This is a genomic window from Paenibacillus sp. MDMC362 (assembly GCF_003269305.1).
In the GTDB taxonomy this organism is placed as follows: domain Bacteria; phylum Bacillota; class Bacilli; order Paenibacillales; family Paenibacillaceae; genus Paenibacillus_AQ.
The window spans coordinates 1-21,371 of record NZ_QLYT01000004.1; the positions used below are offsets into that span (position 1 = coordinate 1).

At 49.2% G+C, this 21,371-nt stretch carries 22 protein-coding genes and 1 pseudogene; 5 read left to right on the top strand and 18 right to left on the bottom strand.

The window, feature by feature from the left end; all coding sequences use genetic code 11:
• From DP091_RS00635 to yyaC, 5 genes and pseudogenes are all read right to left on the bottom strand, one after another.
• Positions 1-842: pseudogene (locus DP091_RS00635) on the bottom strand (O-antigen ligase family protein); the annotation flags it as partial.
• A 253-nt stretch (positions 843-1,095) separates the two neighbouring features.
• Positions 1,096-2,271 (bottom strand): class I SAM-dependent methyltransferase, encoded by a 1,176-nt coding sequence (locus DP091_RS00640; protein WP_113056605.1) that lies wholly within the window; start codon positions 2,269-2,271, stop codon positions 1,096-1,098.
• A 36-nt stretch (positions 2,272-2,307) separates the two neighbouring features.
• A complete protein-coding gene (locus tag DP091_RS00645; protein ID WP_258394353.1) occupies positions 2,308-3,045 on the bottom strand; it encodes a DUF6483 family protein in 738 nt (245 codons plus the stop codon).
• Between the two features lie 290 nt (positions 3,046-3,335).
• The gene (locus tag DP091_RS00650) at positions 3,336-4,127 is read right to left on the bottom strand and encodes an alpha/beta fold hydrolase (RefSeq protein ID WP_113056606.1); all 792 of its coding nucleotides are present in this window, start codon (positions 4,125-4,127) and stop codon (positions 3,336-3,338) included.
• Between the two features lie 108 nt (positions 4,128-4,235).
• Positions 4,236-4,775 carry a spore protease YyaC gene (gene yyaC, locus DP091_RS00655; RefSeq protein ID WP_113056607.1) on the bottom strand — a complete coding sequence of 180 codons (540 nt, stop codon included), beginning with the start codon at positions 4,773-4,775 and terminating at the stop codon, positions 4,236-4,238.
• A 183-nt stretch (positions 4,776-4,958) separates the two neighbouring features.
• On the opposite strand from yyaC, the gene DP091_RS00660 reads away from it, so the two are divergent.
• Positions 4,959-5,186 (top strand): DUF1128 domain-containing protein, encoded by a 228-nt coding sequence (locus DP091_RS00660; RefSeq protein ID WP_015737472.1) that lies wholly within the window; start codon positions 4,959-4,961, stop codon positions 5,184-5,186.
• 112 nt (positions 5,187-5,298) lie between these two features.
• Here DP091_RS00660 and DP091_RS00665 read toward each other — a convergent pair whose 3' ends face one another.
• Positions 5,299-6,015 carry a pirin family protein gene (locus DP091_RS00665; protein ID WP_113056608.1) on the bottom strand — a complete coding sequence of 239 codons (717 nt, stop codon included), beginning with the start codon at positions 6,013-6,015 and terminating at the stop codon, positions 5,299-5,301.
• A 65-nt stretch (positions 6,016-6,080) separates the two neighbouring features.
• Positions 6,081-7,085 carry an asparaginase gene (locus DP091_RS00670; protein WP_113056609.1) on the bottom strand — a complete coding sequence of 335 codons (1,005 nt, stop codon included), beginning with the start codon at positions 7,083-7,085 and terminating at the stop codon, positions 6,081-6,083.
• Between the two features lie 282 nt (positions 7,086-7,367).
• Between DP091_RS00670 and DP091_RS00675 the strand changes: the two genes are divergently transcribed.
• From DP091_RS00675 to DP091_RS00685, 3 genes are all read left to right on the top strand, one after another.
• Positions 7,368-7,625, top strand: a complete 258-nt coding sequence (locus DP091_RS00675; protein WP_071219604.1) for a GlsB/YeaQ/YmgE family stress response membrane protein — start codon at positions 7,368-7,370, stop codon at positions 7,623-7,625.
• Between the two features lie 47 nt (positions 7,626-7,672).
• Entirely contained in the window at positions 7,673-8,083 is a 411-nt protein-coding gene (locus tag DP091_RS00680) for a YtxH domain-containing protein (protein ID WP_113056610.1), read from the top strand.
• A 129-nt stretch (positions 8,084-8,212) separates the two neighbouring features.
• Positions 8,213-8,644 carry a DUF5665 domain-containing protein gene (locus DP091_RS00685; RefSeq protein ID WP_113056611.1) on the top strand — a complete coding sequence of 144 codons (432 nt, stop codon included), beginning with the start codon at positions 8,213-8,215 and terminating at the stop codon, positions 8,642-8,644.
• Between the two features lie 100 nt (positions 8,645-8,744).
• On the opposite strand, the gene DP091_RS00690 is transcribed toward DP091_RS00685, so the two are convergent.
• From DP091_RS00690 to DP091_RS00740, 11 genes are all read right to left on the bottom strand, one after another.
• Positions 8,745-9,722: a magnesium transporter CorA family protein gene (locus DP091_RS00690; protein WP_113056612.1), complete on the bottom strand. Its 978-nt coding sequence runs from the start codon at positions 9,720-9,722 to the stop codon at positions 8,745-8,747.
• Positions 9,723-9,848: 126 nt separating this feature from the next.
• A complete protein-coding gene (locus DP091_RS00695) occupies positions 9,849-10,619 on the bottom strand; it encodes a sigma-70 family RNA polymerase sigma factor (protein WP_009594120.1) in 771 nt (256 codons plus the stop codon).
• Entirely contained in the window at positions 10,616-11,065 is a 450-nt protein-coding gene (rsbW, locus tag DP091_RS00700) for an anti-sigma B factor RsbW (protein WP_113056613.1), read from the bottom strand. Before rsbW ends, DP091_RS00695 begins: the two co-directional genes overlap by 4 nt.
• Positions 11,066-11,097: 32 nt before the next feature.
• Positions 11,098-11,421: an STAS domain-containing protein gene (locus tag DP091_RS00705; protein WP_009594079.1), complete on the bottom strand. Its 324-nt coding sequence runs from the start codon at positions 11,419-11,421 to the stop codon at positions 11,098-11,100.
• 113 nt (positions 11,422-11,534) lie between these two features.
• Complete coding sequence (locus DP091_RS00710) at positions 11,535-13,214, bottom strand: response regulator (protein ID WP_113056614.1); 1,680 nt, start codon at positions 13,212-13,214, stop codon at positions 11,535-11,537.
• A gap of 20 nt (positions 13,215-13,234) precedes the next feature.
• A complete protein-coding gene (locus DP091_RS00715; RefSeq protein WP_113056621.1) occupies positions 13,235-14,107 on the bottom strand; it encodes a CheR family methyltransferase in 873 nt (290 codons plus the stop codon).
• 60 nt (positions 14,108-14,167) lie between these two features.
• Positions 14,168-17,827, bottom strand: coding sequence for a response regulator (locus DP091_RS00720; RefSeq protein WP_113056615.1), 3,660 nt, complete (start codon positions 17,825-17,827; stop codon positions 14,168-14,170).
• Positions 17,824-18,999 carry a PP2C family protein-serine/threonine phosphatase gene (locus tag DP091_RS00725; protein ID WP_113056616.1) on the bottom strand — a complete coding sequence of 392 codons (1,176 nt, stop codon included), beginning with the start codon at positions 18,997-18,999 and terminating at the stop codon, positions 17,824-17,826. The genes DP091_RS00720 and DP091_RS00725 overlap by 4 nt, the downstream gene beginning before the upstream one ends.
• Before the next feature lie 256 nt (positions 19,000-19,255).
• Positions 19,256-19,597, bottom strand: a complete 342-nt coding sequence (locus DP091_RS00730; RefSeq protein ID WP_113056617.1) for a YflT domain-containing protein — start codon at positions 19,595-19,597, stop codon at positions 19,256-19,258.
• 87 nt (positions 19,598-19,684) lie between these two features.
• Positions 19,685-20,218, bottom strand: coding sequence for a hypothetical protein (locus DP091_RS00735; protein WP_113056618.1), 534 nt, complete (start codon positions 20,216-20,218; stop codon positions 19,685-19,687).
• Between the two features lie 57 nt (positions 20,219-20,275).
• Positions 20,276-20,797 (bottom strand): DUF948 domain-containing protein, encoded by a 522-nt coding sequence (locus DP091_RS00740; RefSeq protein WP_113056619.1) that lies wholly within the window; start codon positions 20,795-20,797, stop codon positions 20,276-20,278.
• A 278-nt stretch (positions 20,798-21,075) separates the two neighbouring features.
• On the opposite strand from DP091_RS00740, the gene DP091_RS00745 reads away from it, so the two are divergent.
• Positions 21,076-21,240, top strand: coding sequence for a DUF1328 domain-containing protein (locus DP091_RS00745; protein ID WP_006212708.1), 165 nt, complete (start codon positions 21,076-21,078; stop codon positions 21,238-21,240).
• The last annotated feature ends 131 nt before the right edge of the window (positions 21,241-21,371 follow it).

Below are 21,371 nucleotides of genomic sequence, written 5' to 3' on the forward strand. Positions count from 1 at the left end.
GCCAGCTGGCGGTACAGCAGCGCCGCGCTCGCCAAAGGCGCGGCGGCAGCCAACAGGAGCGGCGCGAAGGCACGCCGCTCCTTAGCGAAGCCGGCCGCGCACGCGAGCGCAGCCGCGAGCCAGGCGCCGCGCGACTCCGTCAGGAGCAGCGCGGCAGTGTAGGGCAGCAGCGGCAGCAGGGCAGCCGCTGCGCGGAGCGTGCCCGTCCGGGTCCGCAGGACGGGCGGCAGCGCGAACAGCCGCTCCAGCAGAAAGGCGGCCATCACGGCCCCGAACGTGTTCGGGTACTGAAGCAGGCCGCCAAGCCTCGCGCCGGAGGCGCTGATGTCCGCATCCGCCGTATGATAGATCCCATACGGCAGCTCCAAAAGCCCGTATACGGCAAGCAAAGCGCTGCCGCACAGCACAGCCCCCAACAGATGCCAGCCTATTTGCATCAAACGTAAGCCGTCACCCGTACGGCTTATACGCCAGGCAACAGCTGTAAAACAGGCATAACTTCCCCACAGGATGATCTCATTCATCGTGCCTTCCAGTGAGAGCGGCTGCCCGACCCCATGAAGCACATACATGAGAATCATTCCGCAGATGCATCCCAATACCACTCGCAACCCTTTATCTGAATTAACCAAGCCAGAAGATATCATGCCAGCGCCAGGAATTCCCCGGCCTTGGATTCCATCCTGCCGTTTAGCTGCCATCCTAAGCAGCAGAAGCATCCCAAAACCTGCTCCGATCCCATAGATATCCCCGTCAAAAAACATTCCGCTCCGAATACCTGCCACAAAGACAAGTGCAATCAGCATCATCCCCCAATTACGATGCAGGGTCCTCCATGCCATGAACAGCGCCCCCGTTCCGATGCATAACCATTCATCCCCGGCTGCTCCTTACAGGGCGTCCGTCCTTCGTGGCCAAACCATCTATTAGCATTGTGGGCAAGGACATACGTTGTTATTCTTGAAGCAGCGCCGGGCGAACTCATCGGCGCTATAAGGCCGCTTGATCTCCGGAGTTTATACTTTTGACTATCTAAAAAAGCGATGAAAATGCGTCGCACTTTCATCGCTTTTCCGGGATCCGCATGATGTGATTTTACGTATCCGGCAGCAAGTCCTTGCACGCCCGTTCAAGATATGGCGAGGCGCTTAAAAAATCGCGGAACGCGGTATATTCCTGCCACAGCTTATCCCGATCTCCCGCAGAACCGCTAACCGCCCGGATCAATATATTCTTCGGGGTATGTTCCATATCAATAAACTCCAGCAGCTGCGTCTTGTAACCCATCAGATCGAGGAGCTTGGCTCGAATGGCGTCCGTGGCAAGGGCCGAGAAGCGCTCCTTCAATATACCGTGGGACAGCAGCGGCTCCATAACAGGGCTTTGGACTTGGGAGAACAGCTCATGCTGGCAGCAAGGCACCGACAGAATGACTGAAGCCCCCCAACGGACCGCTTTTTCCAGCGCAGCGTCTGTTGCCGTATCGCACGCATGCAGCGTGACCACCATATCCACCTGCTCCAGTTCGTCATATTCCGCAATGTCCCCGACAAGAAACTGCAATTGGGTATAATTCAGTTTTTTCGCCAGCATACTGCAGTGTTCGATGACATCCGCCTTGAGATCCAAACCGACAATATTCAGCTTTCTGCGCGCGGTTACCGCCAAATAGTGATATAAAGCGAAGGTTAGATAGGATTTGCCGCAGCCAAAATCAACGATTGTCAGTGGACGGTCCTCCGGCAGGTGGAGAAGCACATCCTCAACCATCTCCAAAAACCGGTTGATCTGTTTGAACTTATCGTATCGGCGGGCAAATACTTTGCCCTCTTCACTCATGATGCCGAGTTCCACCAGAAACGGAACAGGCTCTCCCTCTTCAAGGATATACGTCTTTTTCCGGTTATGGGACAAATCTGTCTTTGTCTTGGAGGGGGATTTGGTCAGAATTGAAACCTTGTATTTCTTCGAGATCAGAACCTGATAGTCCGCTTCCGGCGTATACATCATCGCTTGCCGGAATACATTCTCGAACATGTCAACCAGCACGGCCTCCGCCTCATCAGCCGGTACGTTCTGATGGGTGACTTTGGTTCCGGAATAATAGGCAAACTGATAGTGCAGCTTGTTCTTGAGCTCTATGGGCTTAACCGTTACTTTGCTGTAGGTCATGCCTTCCCGCTTGCGCAGCTGGCTTAGCGTAGCCGTGATCAATGATCCTTCTTCCATGATGTTATGAATCAATTTTCTTAATGCATCCAAAAGGTACATCTCGCTTTCTTTATGTGATAGACAGGTTCATCCCGCTTAGGTCAACGACTTGTCGCCGTTCACCGCTTCATGGGGAAAACGACGCTTAAGCTCATCCATTCCTTCGTGGACTTCCTCCAGCGGAAGCCCGCCCTTCGCCAAATCCTCAGGCAGCTTCAGCTGCAATCTTTGATAGAACTTCACAGCTTCGCCATATTCCATCTTGCCATTATCCAGCAGTTGGTAGAGGGTATTCTCCGCTTCTGCGTACATCCCCTGCTGCTCCGTAAACGCATAGTAGTCCCGCATCGCTGGTTCTGGCAATGCATACGACCTTAAACGTTCTCTCACCATACCGATCCGTTCTGTCAACCCGATCAGCTTCAAATCCGCTCCTTGCAGGGCCGACTTCAGATATAGCTGAAAGACCTTGGTATAGAGCATAACGGCTTCTTCTTCACGCTCCAGCTCAAGCAGCAGGGACGCTTCCTCTTCCATTAGCCTGGCGGCGCTTTGCAGCTTGTCCGCTTCCAGATAACCATGACTGCGAAATAGCTGCTCAATATCGGCAGCGGACAATGAGCGAAGCAGCTCTGAATTCAACCGGAACTGCCGTTTGAAGAGATCATCCAGCTCCCATAGGGCTTCTGTGTGCTTGCGCTCCTGCTTAAGCGAAAACACCTTGGCAATCATCTGTGTCATATCCTCAATTAGCCGCACGAGATAATCCCTGCGAAACATACGCACACCCCCAACCTGCATCCATTCCAGATGCAGCATATTCCTGATCTTCATCTTTACTATACTGCGTTCAGCTGCCAAGAAACCGGAAGGAATGCAAGGGCAACCTTTAGCGAATCATCCTTTACAAGGGAGTGATTTGCCGGGTCAAGTCCAATCCGGATCACGATTAAATTGTAGGCTATCCGGGGCCAGAATTCCAGTTCCCGATCTTCCCCTCCCATTCTCGCTCTACAACTTCCGTCCAAGCATACGAGGTATGGCACGTCTGGGCACAAAATAAATAAACGGATATCCCGCTAGGGGTATCCGTTCATTATAAACCATTGAAAGATTCTCATGCGTTATTCATTCGTAAGCCGTCCCATGAAAGAAGTAATGACCTCGCCGAGCTTCTCCGGCGTCTCCATCATACTCATATGTCCTGCGCCCTCGATTACATATTGAGCCACGTTGTCATGGTCCGTCGTAAAGGTACGCTCTGCCGGAATCAACCTGTCCTTCTCCCCTGCTACCAGCAGGATAGGCAGCGTGGACGCCGAGAGCACATCGCGTCGGTCGGGACGCTCACGCATCGCCAGCGCCGCTCCGATTGCTCCCTGAGGTGGCGTAAGATAGCCTATCTCCTTCGCCCGCTGAATACATTCCGGCTTGTTATCCTTCGTATCCGGAGCGAATAAGCCGGGCACCAATCCGTCAACAAAAGCCGTAATGCCCTCTCCTTGGATGGTGCTGACCGCCTGCACCCGCTTCTCCTTCGCTTCGTCCGAATCCGGGTAGCCTGTGGAATGAATCAGGCCGAAGGCGTTCAAACGAGAAGCGTAACGCTGGGCAAAGGAGAGCGTGATATACCCTCCCAGGGAATGACCGAGTAGAGCTGCCTTCGGAATGTCGAGCTCATCCATCAATAGCAGTACATCGTCTGCCATCTGTTCAATGGTATACGATCCCATCGGTGCATCAGACCGCCCGTGACCACGGAGATCCGGTACAATGACTCTGAAGCCTTGAAGAAATGGCAGTACCTGTTCCCAGTAGGCGGAGCTTCCGCAGAAACCGTGAAGCAGAATGACCGGCTCACCTTGTCCCTGATCAACATAACAAATCGTGCTGCCGTTGCATTGTACTTTTTCCATAGCGATACCCTTCTTTCTATTCAGCGGATGCCATGTGATAGACACCCATTATTTTATAAAGAATGCTCTATTATTAAACAAAAACAACCCCGGCTGAAACGCCATGTCTTACGGCCTAAGGCCAAAGGCAATAGCGGCTTGCTTCGCTATCTGCTCCGCCATCCCCATGACTTGGTATAGGGACGTCACTTGGAGAGTCCAATACGGCTTCGGCCCATGGACGTTCACAACCGCAGCCACGCTATAATCTCCCACTGCCGGAAGCCTCCCGCCGACGGACTGGGCAGGCGTCAGTGGACCCTCGCATGTAAAGAAATATCCGACTGACGAGGATTGTCCCAGGCATGCATCAATGGCAATAATCGACTTATCCTCCGGTATGCATTGAAGTTTTGCCTCAAGATTAAAAGCGTCGCACGGTTCGGGCAGCGTCCCGATCACATGCGGGAAACCGTATTCCGAGAGACGGCTTCCCGTTAGCGGTCCGAGTGCATCTCCTGTGGAACGGTCAGTGCCAATACATAAAAATACGATGCTATCCAGCGCATGCCGCTGCGAAATCGCCCGAAAAAAATCCGTCAGTTCATCCCCCGACATTTTAGCTTTTGCAGCTTGAACGCCTGGCGTCTTGCCGGCTTGTTCGCTCATGACGGACCTCCTCCCTGATTACATCGCTTGAAACCTTGTTTTTTACAGCCTAAAGGCCTTTTTTTCCTGATTTTAACCTATCTCTGTCTCCGATGGCAAAAACATTGGTCGAGCCGCACGGTAACATGGTACAATACAGGGATGAAAATCGTAAATCCGCCTATGAGAGGATGGTGTTAATCCATGGATTTGAGTGAAAAATCACAAGCTAATGTCGAGTATATGATTGAACAGATTAAAACCAAGCTTCGGATGGCTACAGGTGCTGCCATGCAAGCCTCCGCCTTCTCGGTTAACCAATATGATGATATTTATGATTTGTACGATATGGTCATGAATAAGCAAAACCTGAGTATATCGGAAGTGGAAGCTGTTGTATCGGAGCTCGGGCAGCTGCGCGGGAACCAGTAGATCATCACTGCCCGAAATTATTGGAAAGATCTAAAAAGAAGAGCCCTTTTATAGCAAAGCCCCCGGGACCTCGCTGATTCAAGCGAAGTTCCGGGGGCTTTGTTGTCCTTCTCTACGGCATATCGATCATGACCACTTCCGAGATCCCCTCACTTGAGTTCCCTCGAAATGTCAGCTCATGACGCCGCTGTATCCTGGCGGCATCACCCGCAGTAATATCAAACATGCCGTCTTCCGACGATATTTCGACTTGACCGCTAATGATGTACAGGTGCATTCTCCGATCCCTTGCCAGGCTGTACGTCAGTTCTTGCCCTGTCTCCAGTAGGGTACTGTATATGACAACATCCAGCGATTGGGGCAAGCTTGATTCACCATGGCCCGACCTGATGATCGGGAGCATCTGGTTCAGCTGCTGTTCCTTTGTAAAATTGCTTTGGTGGTGACTGGTCTCAAGGTCCGGCTCCGCAGGTAGAAACCACATTTCCAGGTAGCGTACGTCCTCGGACGAGGCATTCTTCTCTGCATGGTACACGCCGGTGCCTGTATTCACGACATGAATCGAACCGGGAGTCAGCTCCATATCTTTCCCTGTATCATCTTCGTACGTTAACGAGCCTTCCAGCACCAAATGGACAATGATCAAATCATGATGAAACCTTCGATCAAAACCCTCCATCGGTTTAAGGACATATTCATTATGCGCCAGCAAGCTTCCAAAATGCTCGTTATGCGGATCCGTATAATCCTCAAACGAAAAGCTGAATTCACTATGAATACCGTCTTTATGGGTAGTATGTCTTTCCGCTGCCGTCATGATCTTAATCATGGCCGGTCACCTCCGCCTTTTTTACTAATCAATACCCCGGCGGTTTCCGGTCTAATCAGTCATGCTTAAGCACGGTTCAGCATAAACGCGGTTTCCACCCTGCCTACCTTCAAGCCCTCATCGTTGCATAAATCCTTGGGATACGCGGCTTTCAGGCGATCGATGGTTGTTTTGTTGTCATACCCGATTTGCTCCAATATGGACTCCGCTACCCAGCCCCATTCTTCTTCTGATCCATCTGCGATTTTGAACGAAATGCCGAGACGCTCCTTCTTCAGACCCAAGCAGTACACGCCTTTAAAGCCTCCTTTGGCCACAATATTATCATCTTCCAGGAGAAGGGTGTCCACCTTGAGATTTCCTGCCACCATATAGGGAGATGCGTGCATGGCCTCCGTGATTCGGATGACCGCCCTTTTTGTTGGCTCATCCTCGATAAGGTCCGGGGATGCAAGCTTCATATAGGCTGTAGCCAAAGCGCGAAGCGGCAGGGCGAATACCGGCAGGCCGCAACCGTCCGTTCCCAGTCGGATATCAGAGGGAGCCAGCCCCGACAAATAGGAGACCGTCTGAAGGATCTCCTGCTGCAGTGGATGTTCCGGCTGATCGTATCCGACCAGCGGGTACCCTTTCATCTGACAATAGGCCAACATGCCATAATGCTTGCCGGAGCAATTATGGAACCATTTGCTCTTGTCTCTCTGGCCTCGCAGAAGAGCTTCTTTATTTTCCTCATCCAGCGGCCAACTCGACGCGCAAACCATATAAGCTTCACTAATATTGACCTTGCGGGCAAAGCCTTCCAATACTTCGATGTGAGCCGGCTCCGCCCGATGCGAAGCCGTCATGATCGCGATTTCCTTATCCGTCAGCTCATAATGGTCAGCAAGTCCGCCACGAATGGAGGGGATTGCCTGCATCGGCTTAGCCGAAGAACGCGTAAATGCGACATATTCCGGATCTCCCGCGTAAGCTTGTACGCTGCCGTGTTCATTAACAATACATATATGTCCATTGTGGACGCACTCCAATATGCCCGCCCGATATTCCTTCACTAATACAGTGTCCATGTTAAATAACTCCTTCTATAACCGTCTGTGGCCGTATTCTTGCCTTAAAAACCTGTGTAAACATGATATCTATAACCTTCGATAATTCGAGGATTATTGCAAATCTGTATTCAGTATAGTACAAAAATCTGCAAATAACAGCAGGCTATCATTCCGTAGGAGGCGGACACTTCGTTTTATCTCCCGTTTAACGTTGTCCTGTTTCACGATGTGGCCTTAGGTTTAATTACGAGATAAGCAAGCCCACCGAAAAACATTGCTCTTTAAAAAGGAGGCGATCGTATGTGGGGAATCATCATCAGCATCGTAATGGCAATCATCATCGGGATCATCGGGGATGCGCTGGTTGGTCATGAAATGCCGGGCGGAATTATCGGGTCCATGATCGCTGGTTTCGTAGGCGCATGGCTCGGACCATGGCTCTTCGGAGCATGGGGGCCTGTCATCGGCGGATTTGCCATTGTGCCCGCTATCATCGGTACAGCTATCTTCGTATTCTTGCTCGGTCTTGCTGCCAAACTATTTAGACGTACAGCCTGATTCTCGTGTCTATATTCTTTTTATATTAACTAAAAGGAGTGAAAGTTATGAATCACACAGAACAAGAACATCCAGTACAAGGCGGTTCCACATTCTTCAAAGGTGCTTTTATCGGTGCCTTGGTCGGAGCGGCGGCGGCACTGTTGTTCGCTCCAAAGCCGGGCCGCGAACTGCGCGGGGATTTATCCGAGAAACTGAGCATGGTAACGGATAAAACGAAGGAAGTTGCTTATACCGTAGGCGATAAAGCTTCTGAGCTTGCGAAAACCGTGGGCACCAAAGCCTCCGATGTGATGGCCACCGTGAATGAAGGCCGCCAAAGCGTTATGTCCAGTGTCAAGGAAGCATCGGCAGACGTATCCAGCGAGGTTTCAAATGCTTCCAAAGACGTAAAGGATAAAGCGATGGACACCTCTACCGATGTCAGCCGTGAAATGAAATCGACAACGAATGTTTAATTCGTGAGGTCACGAATAGCCAGCTGACACAGCTGGCTATTTTTGTGCCAGATCGTGACAGTCAGCTTGTAAGCATCATATGGATTGATAAGTGAAACGGCGTTTCTGCCTGGAAAGCGGGGTAATCTTATGAGTAAAGCGAACCCATATCATAGCGGCTCCAGCTTCTCGTCCCGGAGCGGCGATCGTTCGACACGACGCAATGAGCCACGTATGTTATCCGAAACAAGCGAGGGAAGGCGCTCCCGGGAGGCGGATGATATCCAGGAGCATCCCTTTGAACTGCGGCACGAGGTGAAGAAACTGAACACACGTCTGGACAAAATTGCCACCACACTGGAGAAGTCCGAAATGAAGGACATGATCGATCATTACATGAATCCCAAGAAACGCATCATTGCCAACCTCACAGCCGGACTATCACGGGGACTAGGCTTAACCCTTGGCACGGCACTTGTGCTGGGTCTTCTGGGTTACATTCTGAGCTTCTTTGTCAACGTACCGATGATTGGGGATTTCATCTCGGATTTGCAAGGATATATTGATCAATCCCGATCCTAGTTCATCTCGTATCTTTATTCGCATGACAACGCCCGGTGACCTCTACAGGTACCGGGCGTTGTGATCATTGTTCCTGCCATTCATGTATAACCTTTATGCCTCAAAGATTTTTATTGCTGGACTTTACTTGAAGCAGGTCTCCCGTCCATCCCTTCGCACGCATCCAAAGATACATGCCTGCAGTCCACAGCAGGGTAAAACCGCTGACTACCGTAAATCCCCAGAACGTCTTAATGGCGGGCAAATTTTCAAAGTTCATCCCCCATATGGCTCCGACCACGGTTGCGGGTGTGAGCACGACCGTAAAAATCGTCAGTGTCTTCATAATTTCATTGCCGCGGAACGCGGAGATTGCATCGTCTATCGAAACCAGCGTATCGATTTCGCGCTCATAATGATGAATCAGCTTCTCCATTCTCTCCACCCGATGTAGGAGCTGTTGAAACGATCGACTGCTATCCAGTTCGCCATGATACCCTTCCTTTGCTGCAGCGATCAGCTCCTGAAAAGGAATGAACAAATTGCTCCACTCCAACAGCTCAAACCGGGACGTGAGAATGCTGTCCATTAAGGACTTCCGGTTGCGCGTACGCATATCGCTTTCGACAAGACGCAGGTTATGCTCGAATTGATCCATTCCCGCATGGTAATAATGCAAAATGGCCCGAGCCAGCACAAACATGCCGTCGACGGGCTTTTGGCATTGATGAAGCATGGAAGCTCTTTCGGACTTAGCCATCACGCTTCGGGTATGATCATCCAAATTGATGGTGATCAGCACTTGGTTGTCCGTATAGAAATAGAACTGTTCCGACTTGTAATGATCGGCATCATCCGTAACCTTATAAAGCATAGATCCCATAATGACCGGCTCCACCCCATCCTTGAATCGGACGGATAAGTAGTTTCGTTCCTCTAACGTCGAAGCCCGATCAAACCATTCGGCTGTATAAGGATAGCGCGTCCGAAGTTCACCGATCCAGGTGGATTGCCAGTTATCCGTTCGAACATCATACCACTTCCATCCCCCCGCAAAAGTATAAATATCCTGACCTTCCATCCTATCCGGCCCCAGCATGTTTTACTGCCACTCCCTTCGTAAATAAGAATCGCAAGGTTCCAAAAAGGCACGCTTTCCCGCAATGGAGGAAGCGTGCCTTATGTTGCTATACGTCTGTTACTGTTACTACGAGGCTTGTCCATATCAGTAAGATGAATTGGACATGATCTGCTTCAGTTTTTCCGTTGCCCGCTTCTGTATACGCGAGACACTCATTTGAGACACGCCCAACCTCTGAGCGATCGCTCTCTGGGACTGTCCCTCCTGAAATGCCAGCAATAGCACCTTCTGCTCTTGCTCCTTCAACTGGCTCATCGCCTGCTGAAGATCCATGCGCTTCTCAACGGAATCAAAATCATTCACATCCGAACTGATTAGCTCTCCAAGCGTCGCTCCGGTTTCTTCCTGGGATAAAGGGGAATCCAATGATACATAATGATAGCATTCACGTCCGGCCAACACTTCGACCGTTTCCTCGACGGAAAGATCCAAGTAGGATGCGATCTCATTCACATCGGGAGATCTCTCCAGCTTCACCATTAATTCATCAATCGCCTGCTGAACCAAGGCACCCTTTTCCTTGATCCGCCTTGGTACTTGAATGTACCATGATTTATCGCGGAGAAAGTTTTTCATATGACCGATCATGCTTTTCATGGCATAGGGCTCAAACGGAATCCCCAGGCTGATGTCATATTGCTGCAGAAGACGAATTAATGCCATTTGGCCAACCTGATACAAATCCTCGTACAGGTCGGGCCGATTCCGGGCAATCTTGCCTGCCGCCATTTTGACCATCGGTTCATATTTCTTAATCAGCACCGTTGCGATATCGTTATCCTTGGTTTGCTGATACTGTTCAATTAAATGAACGGCTTCATCTCTGGACTCTTGGGGAGTCGCCTTATCACTCATACGGGCTCCTCGCTTCTAGCGAGACGCTTCGTCAGCGTAACCTCGGTTCCCTTTCCAGCCTGGTTTGTCACGCTTACCTCATCCATAAGCGCCTCCATCAGGTAGAAGCCTAGTCCTCCGATTTGGACCTCGCTGAGATCTTTATCATGAAGCGTACGGTTGCCAACCGCTCCCATACTGTCGAAACTCTCCCCTTCGTCTCGGACCGTAATGGATAGCGACTCGCTGGTCACTTGAAATAAAACCTCTACCATTCCGCCTTCCTGACTATAAGCATACAAGACCGAGTTATTACAGGCCTCCGACACCGCAACCTTCATATCTTCAATCTCTTCATAGGAAAAGCCCATTTTGGAAGCTATTCCATATAGATTCAGTCTTACAATATCCACGTATTCAGCACTGGCAGGCAAATTAAGCGTTACTCTTTGAACATCTGAATTCATTCTTTTCGATCCTTTCCTATTGGGGATTCTTCTTACGACTGAAAGAACTTCGCAATACCCGTCATATCGAACAGCTTTTGAATTTGCGGCGGAACTTCCTCGACTGCAAAGCGAGCTTCCATGCCATGTCTGGCTTTCAGTATCGACAGAAGAATACCAATACCCGTACTATCAATATATGTCATGTCCTTCATGTTGACGATCAAATCTACTTCGGAATTGCCGACAAGAGGCTCCATCACTAATCGAAAATCAGGAGCGACGGACAGATCAAGTTCACCGCTCAAAAATACCGTGCATACGCCCTCGTTCATCTGGGTCTTAGCATTGAACTTATCATTCGTTTTTGTATTCATAGACACTCTCTCCCAATCATTTTGTTTTCCCTTTACATAACCCGTTATCTCGCTTGTTGAAACAGGTTAAAGAAGGTTGTGGACACGCTAATATATGGAAATCGGTTTCTGTGCTAACCGTTGATGATGCGAACAGGGCTTGCGGGCATATCCCATCCTTCCGGTTCTACCGGTACATACCGGGATATCAGGTGCTTCACACAGCTGATTTTGACCGGCTTGCTGATATATTCATTCATACCCGCATCAAAGCAGCGCTTCTGGATCCCGTCCATCACATTCGCCGTCATCGCAACCAGAACGGGAGCCTCCCCTTCCGGCTTCATCTGGCGGATCAGACGCGCCGCCTCAAGACCATCCATTACCGGCATCTGCAAATCCATGAAGATCATGTCGTAGTTTTTAGGACCTGCGACCATCTCAACCGCCTGCCTGCCATCCTCCGCCATATCCGCTTTCATCCCCATCTTTTCCAGCATACTGTCCATCAGTTTTCGATTAATCGGATGATCGTCCACAATCAGGATGTTCGGTTGCCTCTCCCCATGCACACGATATTTTGCCGAACGCTCCTCTTCCCGGAGTCGTTGATGCTCTTCCTCATGTGTATGAACGCAGATCGTAAATACGAAAGTAGCTCCCTTGCCTTCCTTCGACTCCACCGCGATTTCTCCGCCCATCATCTGTACGAGCGATTTACAGATCGCCAGCCCCAGTCCTGTTCCACCGTACCGCCTTGTCATGGAGGAATCCAACTGAGAGAACGGCTTGAACAACCGATCGATTTTTTCGGATGAGATGCCAATCCCCGTATCCTTCACCGTGAATTCAAGGGTTAATCGGTCTTCCTCAGCTTGGGCAAGCGAGACAACCAAATACACGCCACCCTCATTCGTAAACTTCACGGCATTGGATACTAGATTCACCAATACTTGACGAAGTCGTCCCATATCCCCGAATACGATCGCAGGAATCTGATCCTCAATGTAATACGTAAGCTCCAGATTCTTCTTGGAGGCTTCTCCGGAGAACAAACCAAACACTTCCTGAACGCAGGACTTCAGATCAAACGGATATTCCTCCAACTCCATTTTGCCTGATTCCATCTTGGAGAAGTCCAGAATGTCATTAATGATGTTAACCAAGGCATCCGCACTGTTTCGGATAATGGCTGCATATTCCCGCTGCTCATTCTGAAGATCGCTGTCCATCAGCAAATCAATCATCCCGATGACGCCATTCATCGGCGTACGGATCTCATGACTCATCATCGCCAGAAATTCCGTTTTGGCTTTGGCGGCAATCTCTGCTTCTTCCTTGGCCAGCACAAGCTCTTGATTGATTTTTTCAAGCTCCTGGGTCTTCTGATGCAATTGCATGGACTGAATCTTCAGCCTGTTATTGGTCCGGTACATATCGGCAAAACCCTCGATCTTGGATTTCAAGATTTGAGGGATAAAAGGTTTAACCATATAGTCGATTGCCCCAGCGGAGTATCCTGCAAAAAGATGCTCCGCGTCCTTGCTGTTCGCGGAGATGAATATAATCGGAATATCCTTTGTCTTATCTCTCGCCTTGATCAGCCTTGCTGTTTCGATACCGTCCATGCCAGGCATTTGTACATCAAGAACAATCACGGCAAAATCATACTTCAAAAGATATCGTAAAGCCTCTTCCCCCGAAGTAGCTTTAATTAGCGTGTATTGTTCGCTGTCCAGAACAGCTTCGAGCGCAAGTAAGTTTTCAGGGCGGTCATCTACCAACAGAATATGAATCGGTTCGTGAAACCCCATGAGATCCTCCTACAAAACTTCTATTTAATCTTCCGGTATATTTTCTCCACCCGGTCCAACGTCTCATAAGCTTCACTATAATTCGTAAAGTGTATGGACTCTTTAGAACCCAGTACGAGAATACCAAAATGGCTTAGACTCTCGTGAAATAATCCGTGTACGTGATCCCTCAGCTGATCATTAAAATAAATCATGACATTCCGGCAAAAAATCACATTAAACTCGTTAAAAGAACGGTCTGTTGCCAAATTATGCTCAGCAAATATCATGTTTTTCTTCAAAAACGGTTGGAAAATAACCGAATTGTACTTCGCTGTGTAATATTCGGAGAACGAACGGGTACCGCCCGCCTCCATATAATTCTTGGTATACTGCTTCATGCGTTTGATGTCAAATACACCTTCTTTGGCCTGCTGCAGCGAACGCGAATTCATGTCCGTCGCATAAATCCGGGACTTCTCATACAATCCCTCTTCATGAAGCAAAATGGCCATGGAATACACTTCTTCTCCGGTCGAACAGCCTGCATGCCATATCCGTATATAAGGATACGTACGAAGCAATGGAACTACAGACTGCCTGAATGTCAGGAATAACTTCGGATCCCTGAACATTTCCGTAACCGGAATCGATAGATTATATATAAGCCGCTCAAAACAAGAACGGTCGTGAAGCACTTTATCCTGTAGGGCGGATATGGTGGGCACGCCCTCGGCATGAACATGATGCCAGATTCTCCGCCTCAATGAGGGAATGGCGTAATTGCGAAAATCGTAACCATAGAATCGATGAATACCTTCCAAAAGAAGCTCAATCTCAATCTGTTCCAGCTCACGTTCGCTTTCCTCTGTTAACAACAGTTGTTCTGATTCCATATGGTCACTAGATGACATCACGCTTGCACCGCTTTCCCCGTGTTTATTTGCTACTTGTACTTTACCCATAAAAGCGGCTTACGAATACAACCAAACCCTCATAAGCGAAAGAAGTTGCTCCGTTTGTATCGGTTTCTTCATATAATCGGAAGCTCCCGCTTCAATACATTTTGCACGATCCTCTTTCATGGCTTTGGCTGTCAGGGCAATAATCGGTAGCTTCTCGAATTCCGGCATTTCGCGTAAACGTCGCATCGCCTCATAACCGTCCATCTCCGGCATCATCATATCCATTAACACCAGATCAAATTCCGGATGATCCTGAAGCAGCTCGATGGCTTCCCTGCCGTTTTCCGCAAAGGTAACTTCCATATTGTATCCCTCCAGTACGCTGGAGAGAGCAAACACGTTGCGGATATCATCATCCACCAGCAGAATCTTCTTGCCTTCAAAGAGCTCTTCCTTATTGTGCAGCTTCTGCAGAATTTTACGTTTATCTTCCGGCAAATCAGCCTCGACCCGATGGAGGAACAGCGTCGTTTCATCCAGAAGCCGCTCTGGCGACTTCACGTCTTTGATGATGATCGACTCCGCATATTTGCGAAGCTGCATCTCTTCCTTCGAATCCAGGTCCTTGCCTGTATAAATAATGATCGGCAGATCCACCAGGTTCTCGTCATCGCGGATCTGATCCAGCAGCTCAAAGCCTGTCATATCCGTTAGCATCAGATCCAGCACCATACAATCATAGCGCTGTTTGCGAAGCTCGCTGAGCGCTTCGGCGCCTGTGGAAGCCGCCGTAATCGATACATCGTCATGACCAATCAATTCAATGATCGAATTCCGCTGAATGTCGTCATCCTCAACAATCAGGAGATGTTTCATCGATTTTTCCGCATAGGATTCGATATGCGTAAACGCGTCCTCCAGCGCTTCTCTCGATGACGGTTTTTTCAAGTAAGCGATCGCACCCATCATCAATCCTTGTTTCACTTCATCCACGACGGAAATGACATGCACTGGAATGTGGCGCGTAACCGCCGAGCTCTTCAGCTCGCCCATGACAGACCAGCCGTCAATAACCGGAAGCTGGATATCCAGGATAATGGCATCCGGTCTGTACGACTTGGCCATCTCCAGACCGATATCCCCCTGCAATGCAACCAATGCCTTGAAGCCGCGGCCTCTGGCCATATCCAGAAGAATTCTGGCAAACTTCACGTCATCCTCAATGATAAGCAAGACTTTATCCGTCGGTCCGAGCTGATTGCGATCGTCATCCACCTGTATGGATGGCTGAACCTCTTTTGTAATCATCTTCGCTTTCGGTACGATCAGATTACTCTCCGTTGGTGCCTCAATTGCTGCAGCTGCTTCCTGATTACTCTCTACCAAATCCGGATGACTGGCTGGCAGGAAGAGCGTGAAGCAGCTTCCCTTGCCTTCTTCCGATTCAACCAGAATGCCCCCGCCCAACAGACGGGAAAGCTCGCGGCTGATAGATAAACCAAGCCCGGTTCCCCCGTATTTGCGGCTGGTTGTTCCGTCTACCTGCTGGAAGGCTTCAAAGATCAGATCCGTTTTATCCGCCGGGATGCCGATTCCGGTATCTCTGACAGCAAAGGCCACGTAATCCGCTTCGGCATTCAGGTAAGGCGGTAGCTTGTCCTTGTCGGCCTTCTCCACATACAGCTCGACAGAGCCGCTATTGGTAAACTTGAAGGCATTCGACAACAGATTACGAAGAATTTGCTTCACGCGATGGCTGTCCGTGACAATGCTCTGCGGAATATCTTCACTGATGTGCACACCCAGGTCAATATGCTTGCGTGATGCCAAGGCGGCAAAATTCTGCTCCACGAAGACTTCAATATCCGGAAGCTGAACGTCCTCATAATGGATCTCCATTTTCCCTGCATCCACTTTGGACAGATCTAGAATCTCATCAATCATTTTAAGCAGATCGGAGCCCGACATGTATATGGTCTGTGCATATTCAATCTGCTTATTGCTCAGATTTCCATCCTTATTCTCCGACAACAGCTGTGATAAAATCAGCAGACTGTTTAGCGGGGTCCGCAGCTCGTGAGACATATTAGCCATGAACTCCGATTTATATTTCGTTGTAATCGAAAGCTGCTTCGCTTGCTGCTCTAGCTGCATTCTCGCCTTCTCGATTTCATCGTTCTTCTCTTCCACTTCCTGCACCTGTTCTTCAAGCGCACGCGTCTTGGCAACAAGCTCGGTATTGTAATGCTCCAACTCTTCCTGCTGGCGCTGCAGCAAGTCTTCGGAACGCTTGAGGGCACTGGTTTGCTCCTCCAGATTTTCGTTGGTACGGCGAAGCTCTTCTTGCTGGGTCTGCAGCTCTTCCGATTGAACCTGAAGCTCTTCGGTCATGGCCTGCGATTCGCGCAGCAGCTGCTCCACCCGCAGACGACCTGTAATATTGTTCAGAATGATGCCCAGCGATTGGCTCAGCTGAGACAAAAGCTGCTCCTGCAGTGATGTTGTTTTGTCAAAGGCTGCCAACTCAACAACACCTAACACTTCATTCTCAAACAGAATCGGATAGATCATGACGGATACCGGCTTCGATGATCCCCAAGCGGATTCCACCTTCATGTAATCCTCCGGCGCCCTCTTCAGTATGATCGGTTTCTTATCGAGGGCAACCTGACCTACAAGCCCTTCCCCGATCATGAAGGAAATCTTCGGCTCTTCGCCGCCTTCATGGGCGTAGGACCCCTTCATCTCCAACTTATTCGGATGTTTGTCTTCTTGACGGATATAGATCGCTCCATAATGAGCACCCAATATCGGCGTAAATTCGCTGATGAACCGCTGACCGACTTCCTCCAAGGAATTGATCCCCTCCAGCAGCTCCGTAATTCTTGCCATGTTCGAGTTCAGCCAGGACTGATCACGCTGAGCCTGAAGATAAGTTTCCTCGATGCGCTGCTTCTCGATAATATCTTCAGACAGGTCTTTAAATACCCGGGCCACATCGCCAAATTCATCCTTGGACGTAACTTTAATACGACGGATCGCCTTCAGTCTGCCTTCTCCAAAGCTCTTCAACATCATGGAGACTACGTTGATGCCCCGGGTGATGCTTGGAAGAATCCACAGAATGACCAGCATCCCTATTAACAACCCGCCAGCCATAAGATAGATGAACATTTGGACAGAGCGGTCATATGCCGCTTTCGCTGCTGTTATATCATCATTGATCTTCTGGTCCTCGTAGCTGCTAAGCTCGTTCAAACTCGTCAGCATCTCTTCCTGGACAGATTGTCCGGTCGAATTGCGAAGCAAATTGGCTTCCGTTGCGTTGCTCTTCGCCAACAGCTCCAGTGTCTTGTTTTGATATACGATATATTGATTCACCGCACGCTCAATCCGAACTAACAATTGCTGCTCTTCTGCGGTATTGGCACTTTCCTTGATCGCTTTAAAATATGTCTGAGCTCGCGTTGTCATCGTTTCCAGTTCCTGTTCGGACACAGCATATGTGGCCTGGTCGTTACTTAATATCATATTCGTAAGCTCTCGTGCCATATTATTGACTTCTCCGCGCATTGCGCTGGAATCTCGAACCTTTTGATAGCGCTCCTGATAGATGTGGTCCAACTGGTCGTTCATATAACTGATTCGGTCGTAACCAATCAAGGTCAGAACCAGCATGAGCGCCAGCAAAGTCGTAAACCCAATGACTAACTTGCTTCTAAGCTTCATTGATTGGTTTCCTCTCCTTTTTTAAGAGATATCCAAACCAGGCATTTATCGTCCTCTCGCTCCTGCGATGGATCATCCACAAAATATTGCTCCTTCATCTCATCTTCTCTCCAATGATGAGGGCCTCCCAAATGCTCCTTCAGATAATCCAGCTTCTCGTCATGACCGCCCTCTACCAGTTCCAGCAGGCCGTCCGTATACATAACCAAATGTCCTTCGCCTTCATACTGAAAGCTTCTAGGCTCCATGTCTTCGATCCGGTCAAACAATCCCACCGGGCAGCAGCCTTGATCCAGGGTCATCACATCCCCGCTTTCCTGAAAAAAGAGAGCGGGGGGATGCCCTGCGTTGACGTAGTCCACCCGCTTCAAACGGGTGTCCACAACAAGATAGATCGCTGTAAAATAGTACTGTATCAGCTGTTCGCCGAGGTTTAACTGATTGAACCTGCGGTTCAATTCCTGTACCACCTTTTCCGGTTCGACATAAGTCGTCACCGTATCCTTCAGAACCGAAGCGATGAACATACAAAATAGGGACGAAGTAATCCCGTGTCCCATCATATCCAGCAGAATCACGCCATAACGACCATCGCCAAGCGGGTACCATGCGTACAAATCACCTGCAAGCTCCGCCGAGGGCTGGTACAGCGCATGAATCTCAAGCTGATCATCTTCGATTGGTAAGCTCAATACAGCATTCTGAACCATGGCGGCAAGCTTCAATTCGGCCTGGACCCGCTGTTCTCTCTCAATATGCCAGTCTTTCTCATGCTTCAACCGGAGCGCCAAGCGAATCCGTGCCATAAGCTCCACCTTGTTAATCGGCTTCGTCACATAATCGACGGCTCCGGCATCCAGCGCTTCCGCCAGCTTCTTGGAATCCCCGACGGCTGTGACCATTATGATCGGTATATCTTTCAAATGCTCATATTGCTGCACAATACGGCAAGCTTCTATTCCATCCATCTCAGGCATCATCATGTCGAGCAGAATCAGATCGATATCGGCTCTCCGGGGATGCTGCTCTCGGCTGTTATCGTCAATCCCCAAATGTTCCAGCATTTCCAGGGCTGAAGATGCAGATAGAGTATTCTGATAGTTTTCCTTTTTCAAGATTTCTCGGATAATAATGACGTTAGTCGGATTGTCATCTACGATTAATATTCTCATTGCCCTCTCCCTTAACGTTACGGATTATACGATAGAAATCCTTTTCCTACTATTATACTATAATAACCCTCTGATCATTTGCCATAGAAAAAGGATCTGAATCTTGAATCTTCCACTTTTATTAGCTTCATGGAACATTCTTTTAAAACATAGATAAGGAATGAGACGTCCAAAGTCTCATTCCTTATCTATGTTTTAAGTCCTATAACGCCTACCCTCGATGCTGTTATAAAGCTGGGCTTTCATTGCTATATCATCAATCTTTTTTAGCGATAACAAGTACTTTGCCTAGATCCAGCTGTTTCTCATAGAATCCCGCCTCAGCCTCCGTGAAGCCAAGCGATACGATTTTGGCGCGGAGCTCGTCGCCGCGGGACCGGAACAAATTGGCAAAGGCGTCAAACACGCCTTCTTCCTTGATGCCTACGCTATTGGCATCGGATGCATCCACGATCCGGCTTGTCTTGTCCGAATCATGAGCCAATACATAAATCCGATCGTGATCGTAACCGGACTGCCGCAGGTTCTTAACCTCCTGAACCGCTTGCGTACCATTCTCAACGACTTTGGCATATGACTTCGTATTGGTAAATTCCATTGTGAAAACCTCCCCTAATAGTGTGAAACCTCGTTTTAGGTTATAGTCCATTTGTTATTAACCTTATTTCTTGAGTTTGAAACAAAATCAGTCGCTATAATCGAAAAATAAATCAATTCCTGCAATTTCGCCGGAGTCCCGGTCAATAAATACCTTAAGCGCTTGATGGTTCTCAAGATACACATCCCCGTCCTCCGCTTTAAAATACGGCTTACCCAGAGATGCCCTGATTTGATCGGTTGTCATTCCTATACGCTGGTCTTCAACCTGAAAGGATGCGGCAGAGGGCTTCACATGAACATATTCCGTGTAGCCGTTGCGGACCCCGACCTCCATATCCTTGTAATCCAGCTTGATAATTCCGGTCAGCTCTTCATGCTCAATTCGAACCGGCGCTCCCAGCTTACGAATGACATCGTGCTTGTTATCCGTTAGCGAAATCCCGTTTAAAGTTCCATAGCTCTCCGTAGAGTTGTCGCTGTTTTGTGTTTGTCCAACATCCGAAGCGGCATGAATTATAGGCGGTGGCGACATCCCGGCAGAAGGCTGCGGCTCTGCCACAGCACCCCCACCTCCGGAGTAAATCAAGAGCCCTACCATCAACAATGCGACATTCCACATGCGACCTCCTCCTTTCTTCGGCTGTCAGAGCTATGAACGGGTTTAGCTTTCTTACGTTTATCTGGCTTTTTGACGACGGAAGCTGTTCCACAGACCAACCGCCGTATCCACGTAGGCTAACCAGTTCCGACCGCGTGACTTTTCTTCTGCTTCCGTATTCTGATATACCGCATCATAGGACTGGAACGTACGCTCCTGGGCCGTCAAAGGCACTTCCACACGGGCAGGCTGCTCTTTCTTCTGCTCCATCCGGGATTGCTTAAAGCGGCTAACCATGCCGGAGGATACCTGTTTCACCGCGTAGGTGACCTCGCTTAAAGCTTCTCCCAGATTCTTGACGGTATCCAGTACCGGATCGATCTGTCTCATCTTATGCTGAACGTCCACCGTAATATCGTTCGTATTCCGGATGGTCTGCTTCACTTCATAAGTCAATTCGTCCACCGTCTTTTGAACATCCTGAAGGGTTTCTGTTACCTTTTCGAGCGATTGTGTCGCAGCCTTTAATGTCTTGATTAAAAAGAAAACCAGAACCGCAAATGCTACGGCAATTATGGCAACACTGATTTGGGTTAGCATACGTCGTCCCTCACTTTCAAGTATGTTGGTTTCGGATACGCAATAGTTACCCTATCCCCCAGTCCACGAAACAAAGAGATCCCTGCCAATAATGCCATTGTTCTGCAGCTTGTTTCATCCCCTGCCGCCCCGGTTAAAGAACACTACGAAGGGCGCTGTTGGCAACGGCTAAGCGGCTCCCTACCAAGCTTCAAATTGGATATGTGCCGCTTCTTGGAGCATGATGAGACGACATGCCCATGTCCAATAAAATCGATGAAGAAAGCAGGGTGAATTGGATGTTAAAATGGTCCGTAATATTTCTGGTTGTTGCACTGATTGCAGGGATCTTTGGCTTCTTCGGCATCGTTGAGGCTGCAGCGAGCATTGCGAAGGTGCTGTTCTTCATCTTCGTTGTCCTGTTTGTGATCTCGCTCTTTACCGGACGCAGACGAAGTATGTGACGCTGTCGCATACTAAAGCCCATGCATTGAATATACACAGAGGAAATGAAAAAAGGGTGTCCTCCGTTTGAACGGATTGGTCATAGCCCCGTCAAGTAGACATTAAAAAAAGAGATTTTATTAAGCGGCGA

Coding starts and splice junctions, on each gene's coding strand:
- DP091_RS00640 (WP_113056605.1), bottom strand. CDS start 2,271: ATGTACCTTTTGGATGCATTAAGAAAATTGATTCATAACATCATGGAA.
- DP091_RS00645 (WP_258394353.1), bottom strand. CDS start 3,045: ATGAAGATCAGGAATATGCTGCATCTGGAATGGATGCAGGTTGGGGGT.
- DP091_RS00650 (WP_113056606.1), bottom strand. CDS start 4,127: ATGGAAAAAGTACAATGCAACGGCAGCACGATTTGTTATGTTGATCAG.
- yyaC (WP_113056607.1), bottom strand. CDS start 4,775: ATGAGCGAACAAGCCGGCAAGACGCCAGGCGTTCAAGCTGCAAAAGCT.
- DP091_RS00660 (WP_015737472.1), top strand. CDS start 4,959: ATGGATTTGAGTGAAAAATCACAAGCTAATGTCGAGTATATGATTGAA.
- DP091_RS00665 (WP_113056608.1), bottom strand. CDS start 6,015: ATGATTAAGATCATGACGGCAGCGGAAAGACATACTACCCATAAAGAC.
- DP091_RS00670 (WP_113056609.1), bottom strand. CDS start 7,085: ATGGACACTGTATTAGTGAAGGAATATCGGGCGGGCATATTGGAGTGC.
- DP091_RS00675 (WP_071219604.1), top strand. CDS start 7,368: ATGTGGGGAATCATCATCAGCATCGTAATGGCAATCATCATCGGGATC.
- DP091_RS00680 (WP_113056610.1), top strand. CDS start 7,673: ATGAATCACACAGAACAAGAACATCCAGTACAAGGCGGTTCCACATTC.
- DP091_RS00685 (WP_113056611.1), top strand. CDS start 8,213: ATGAGTAAAGCGAACCCATATCATAGCGGCTCCAGCTTCTCGTCCCGG.
- DP091_RS00690 (WP_113056612.1), bottom strand. CDS start 9,722: ATGCTGGGGCCGGATAGGATGGAAGGTCAGGATATTTATACTTTTGCG.
- DP091_RS00695 (WP_009594120.1), bottom strand. CDS start 10,619: ATGAGTGATAAGGCGACTCCCCAAGAGTCCAGAGATGAAGCCGTTCAT.
- rsbW (WP_113056613.1), bottom strand. CDS start 11,065: ATGAATTCAGATGTTCAAAGAGTAACGCTTAATTTGCCTGCCAGTGCT.
- DP091_RS00705 (WP_009594079.1), bottom strand. CDS start 11,421: ATGAATACAAAAACGAATGATAAGTTCAATGCTAAGACCCAGATGAAC.
- DP091_RS00710 (WP_113056614.1), bottom strand. CDS start 13,214: ATGGGGTTTCACGAACCGATTCATATTCTGTTGGTAGATGACCGCCCT.
- DP091_RS00715 (WP_113056621.1), bottom strand. CDS start 14,107: ATGTCATCTAGTGACCATATGGAATCAGAACAACTGTTGTTAACAGAG.
- DP091_RS00720 (WP_113056615.1), bottom strand. CDS start 17,827: ATGAAGCTTAGAAGCAAGTTAGTCATTGGGTTTACGACTTTGCTGGCG.
- DP091_RS00725 (WP_113056616.1), bottom strand. CDS start 18,999: ATGAGAATATTAATCGTAGATGACAATCCGACTAACGTCATTATTATC.
- DP091_RS00730 (WP_113056617.1), bottom strand. CDS start 19,597: ATGGAATTTACCAATACGAAGTCATATGCCAAAGTCGTTGAGAATGGT.
- DP091_RS00735 (WP_113056618.1), bottom strand. CDS start 20,218: ATGTGGAATGTCGCATTGTTGATGGTAGGGCTCTTGATTTACTCCGGA.
- DP091_RS00740 (WP_113056619.1), bottom strand. CDS start 20,797: ATGCTAACCCAAATCAGTGTTGCCATAATTGCCGTAGCATTTGCGGTT.
- DP091_RS00745 (WP_006212708.1), top strand. CDS start 21,076: ATGTTAAAATGGTCCGTAATATTTCTGGTTGTTGCACTGATTGCAGGG.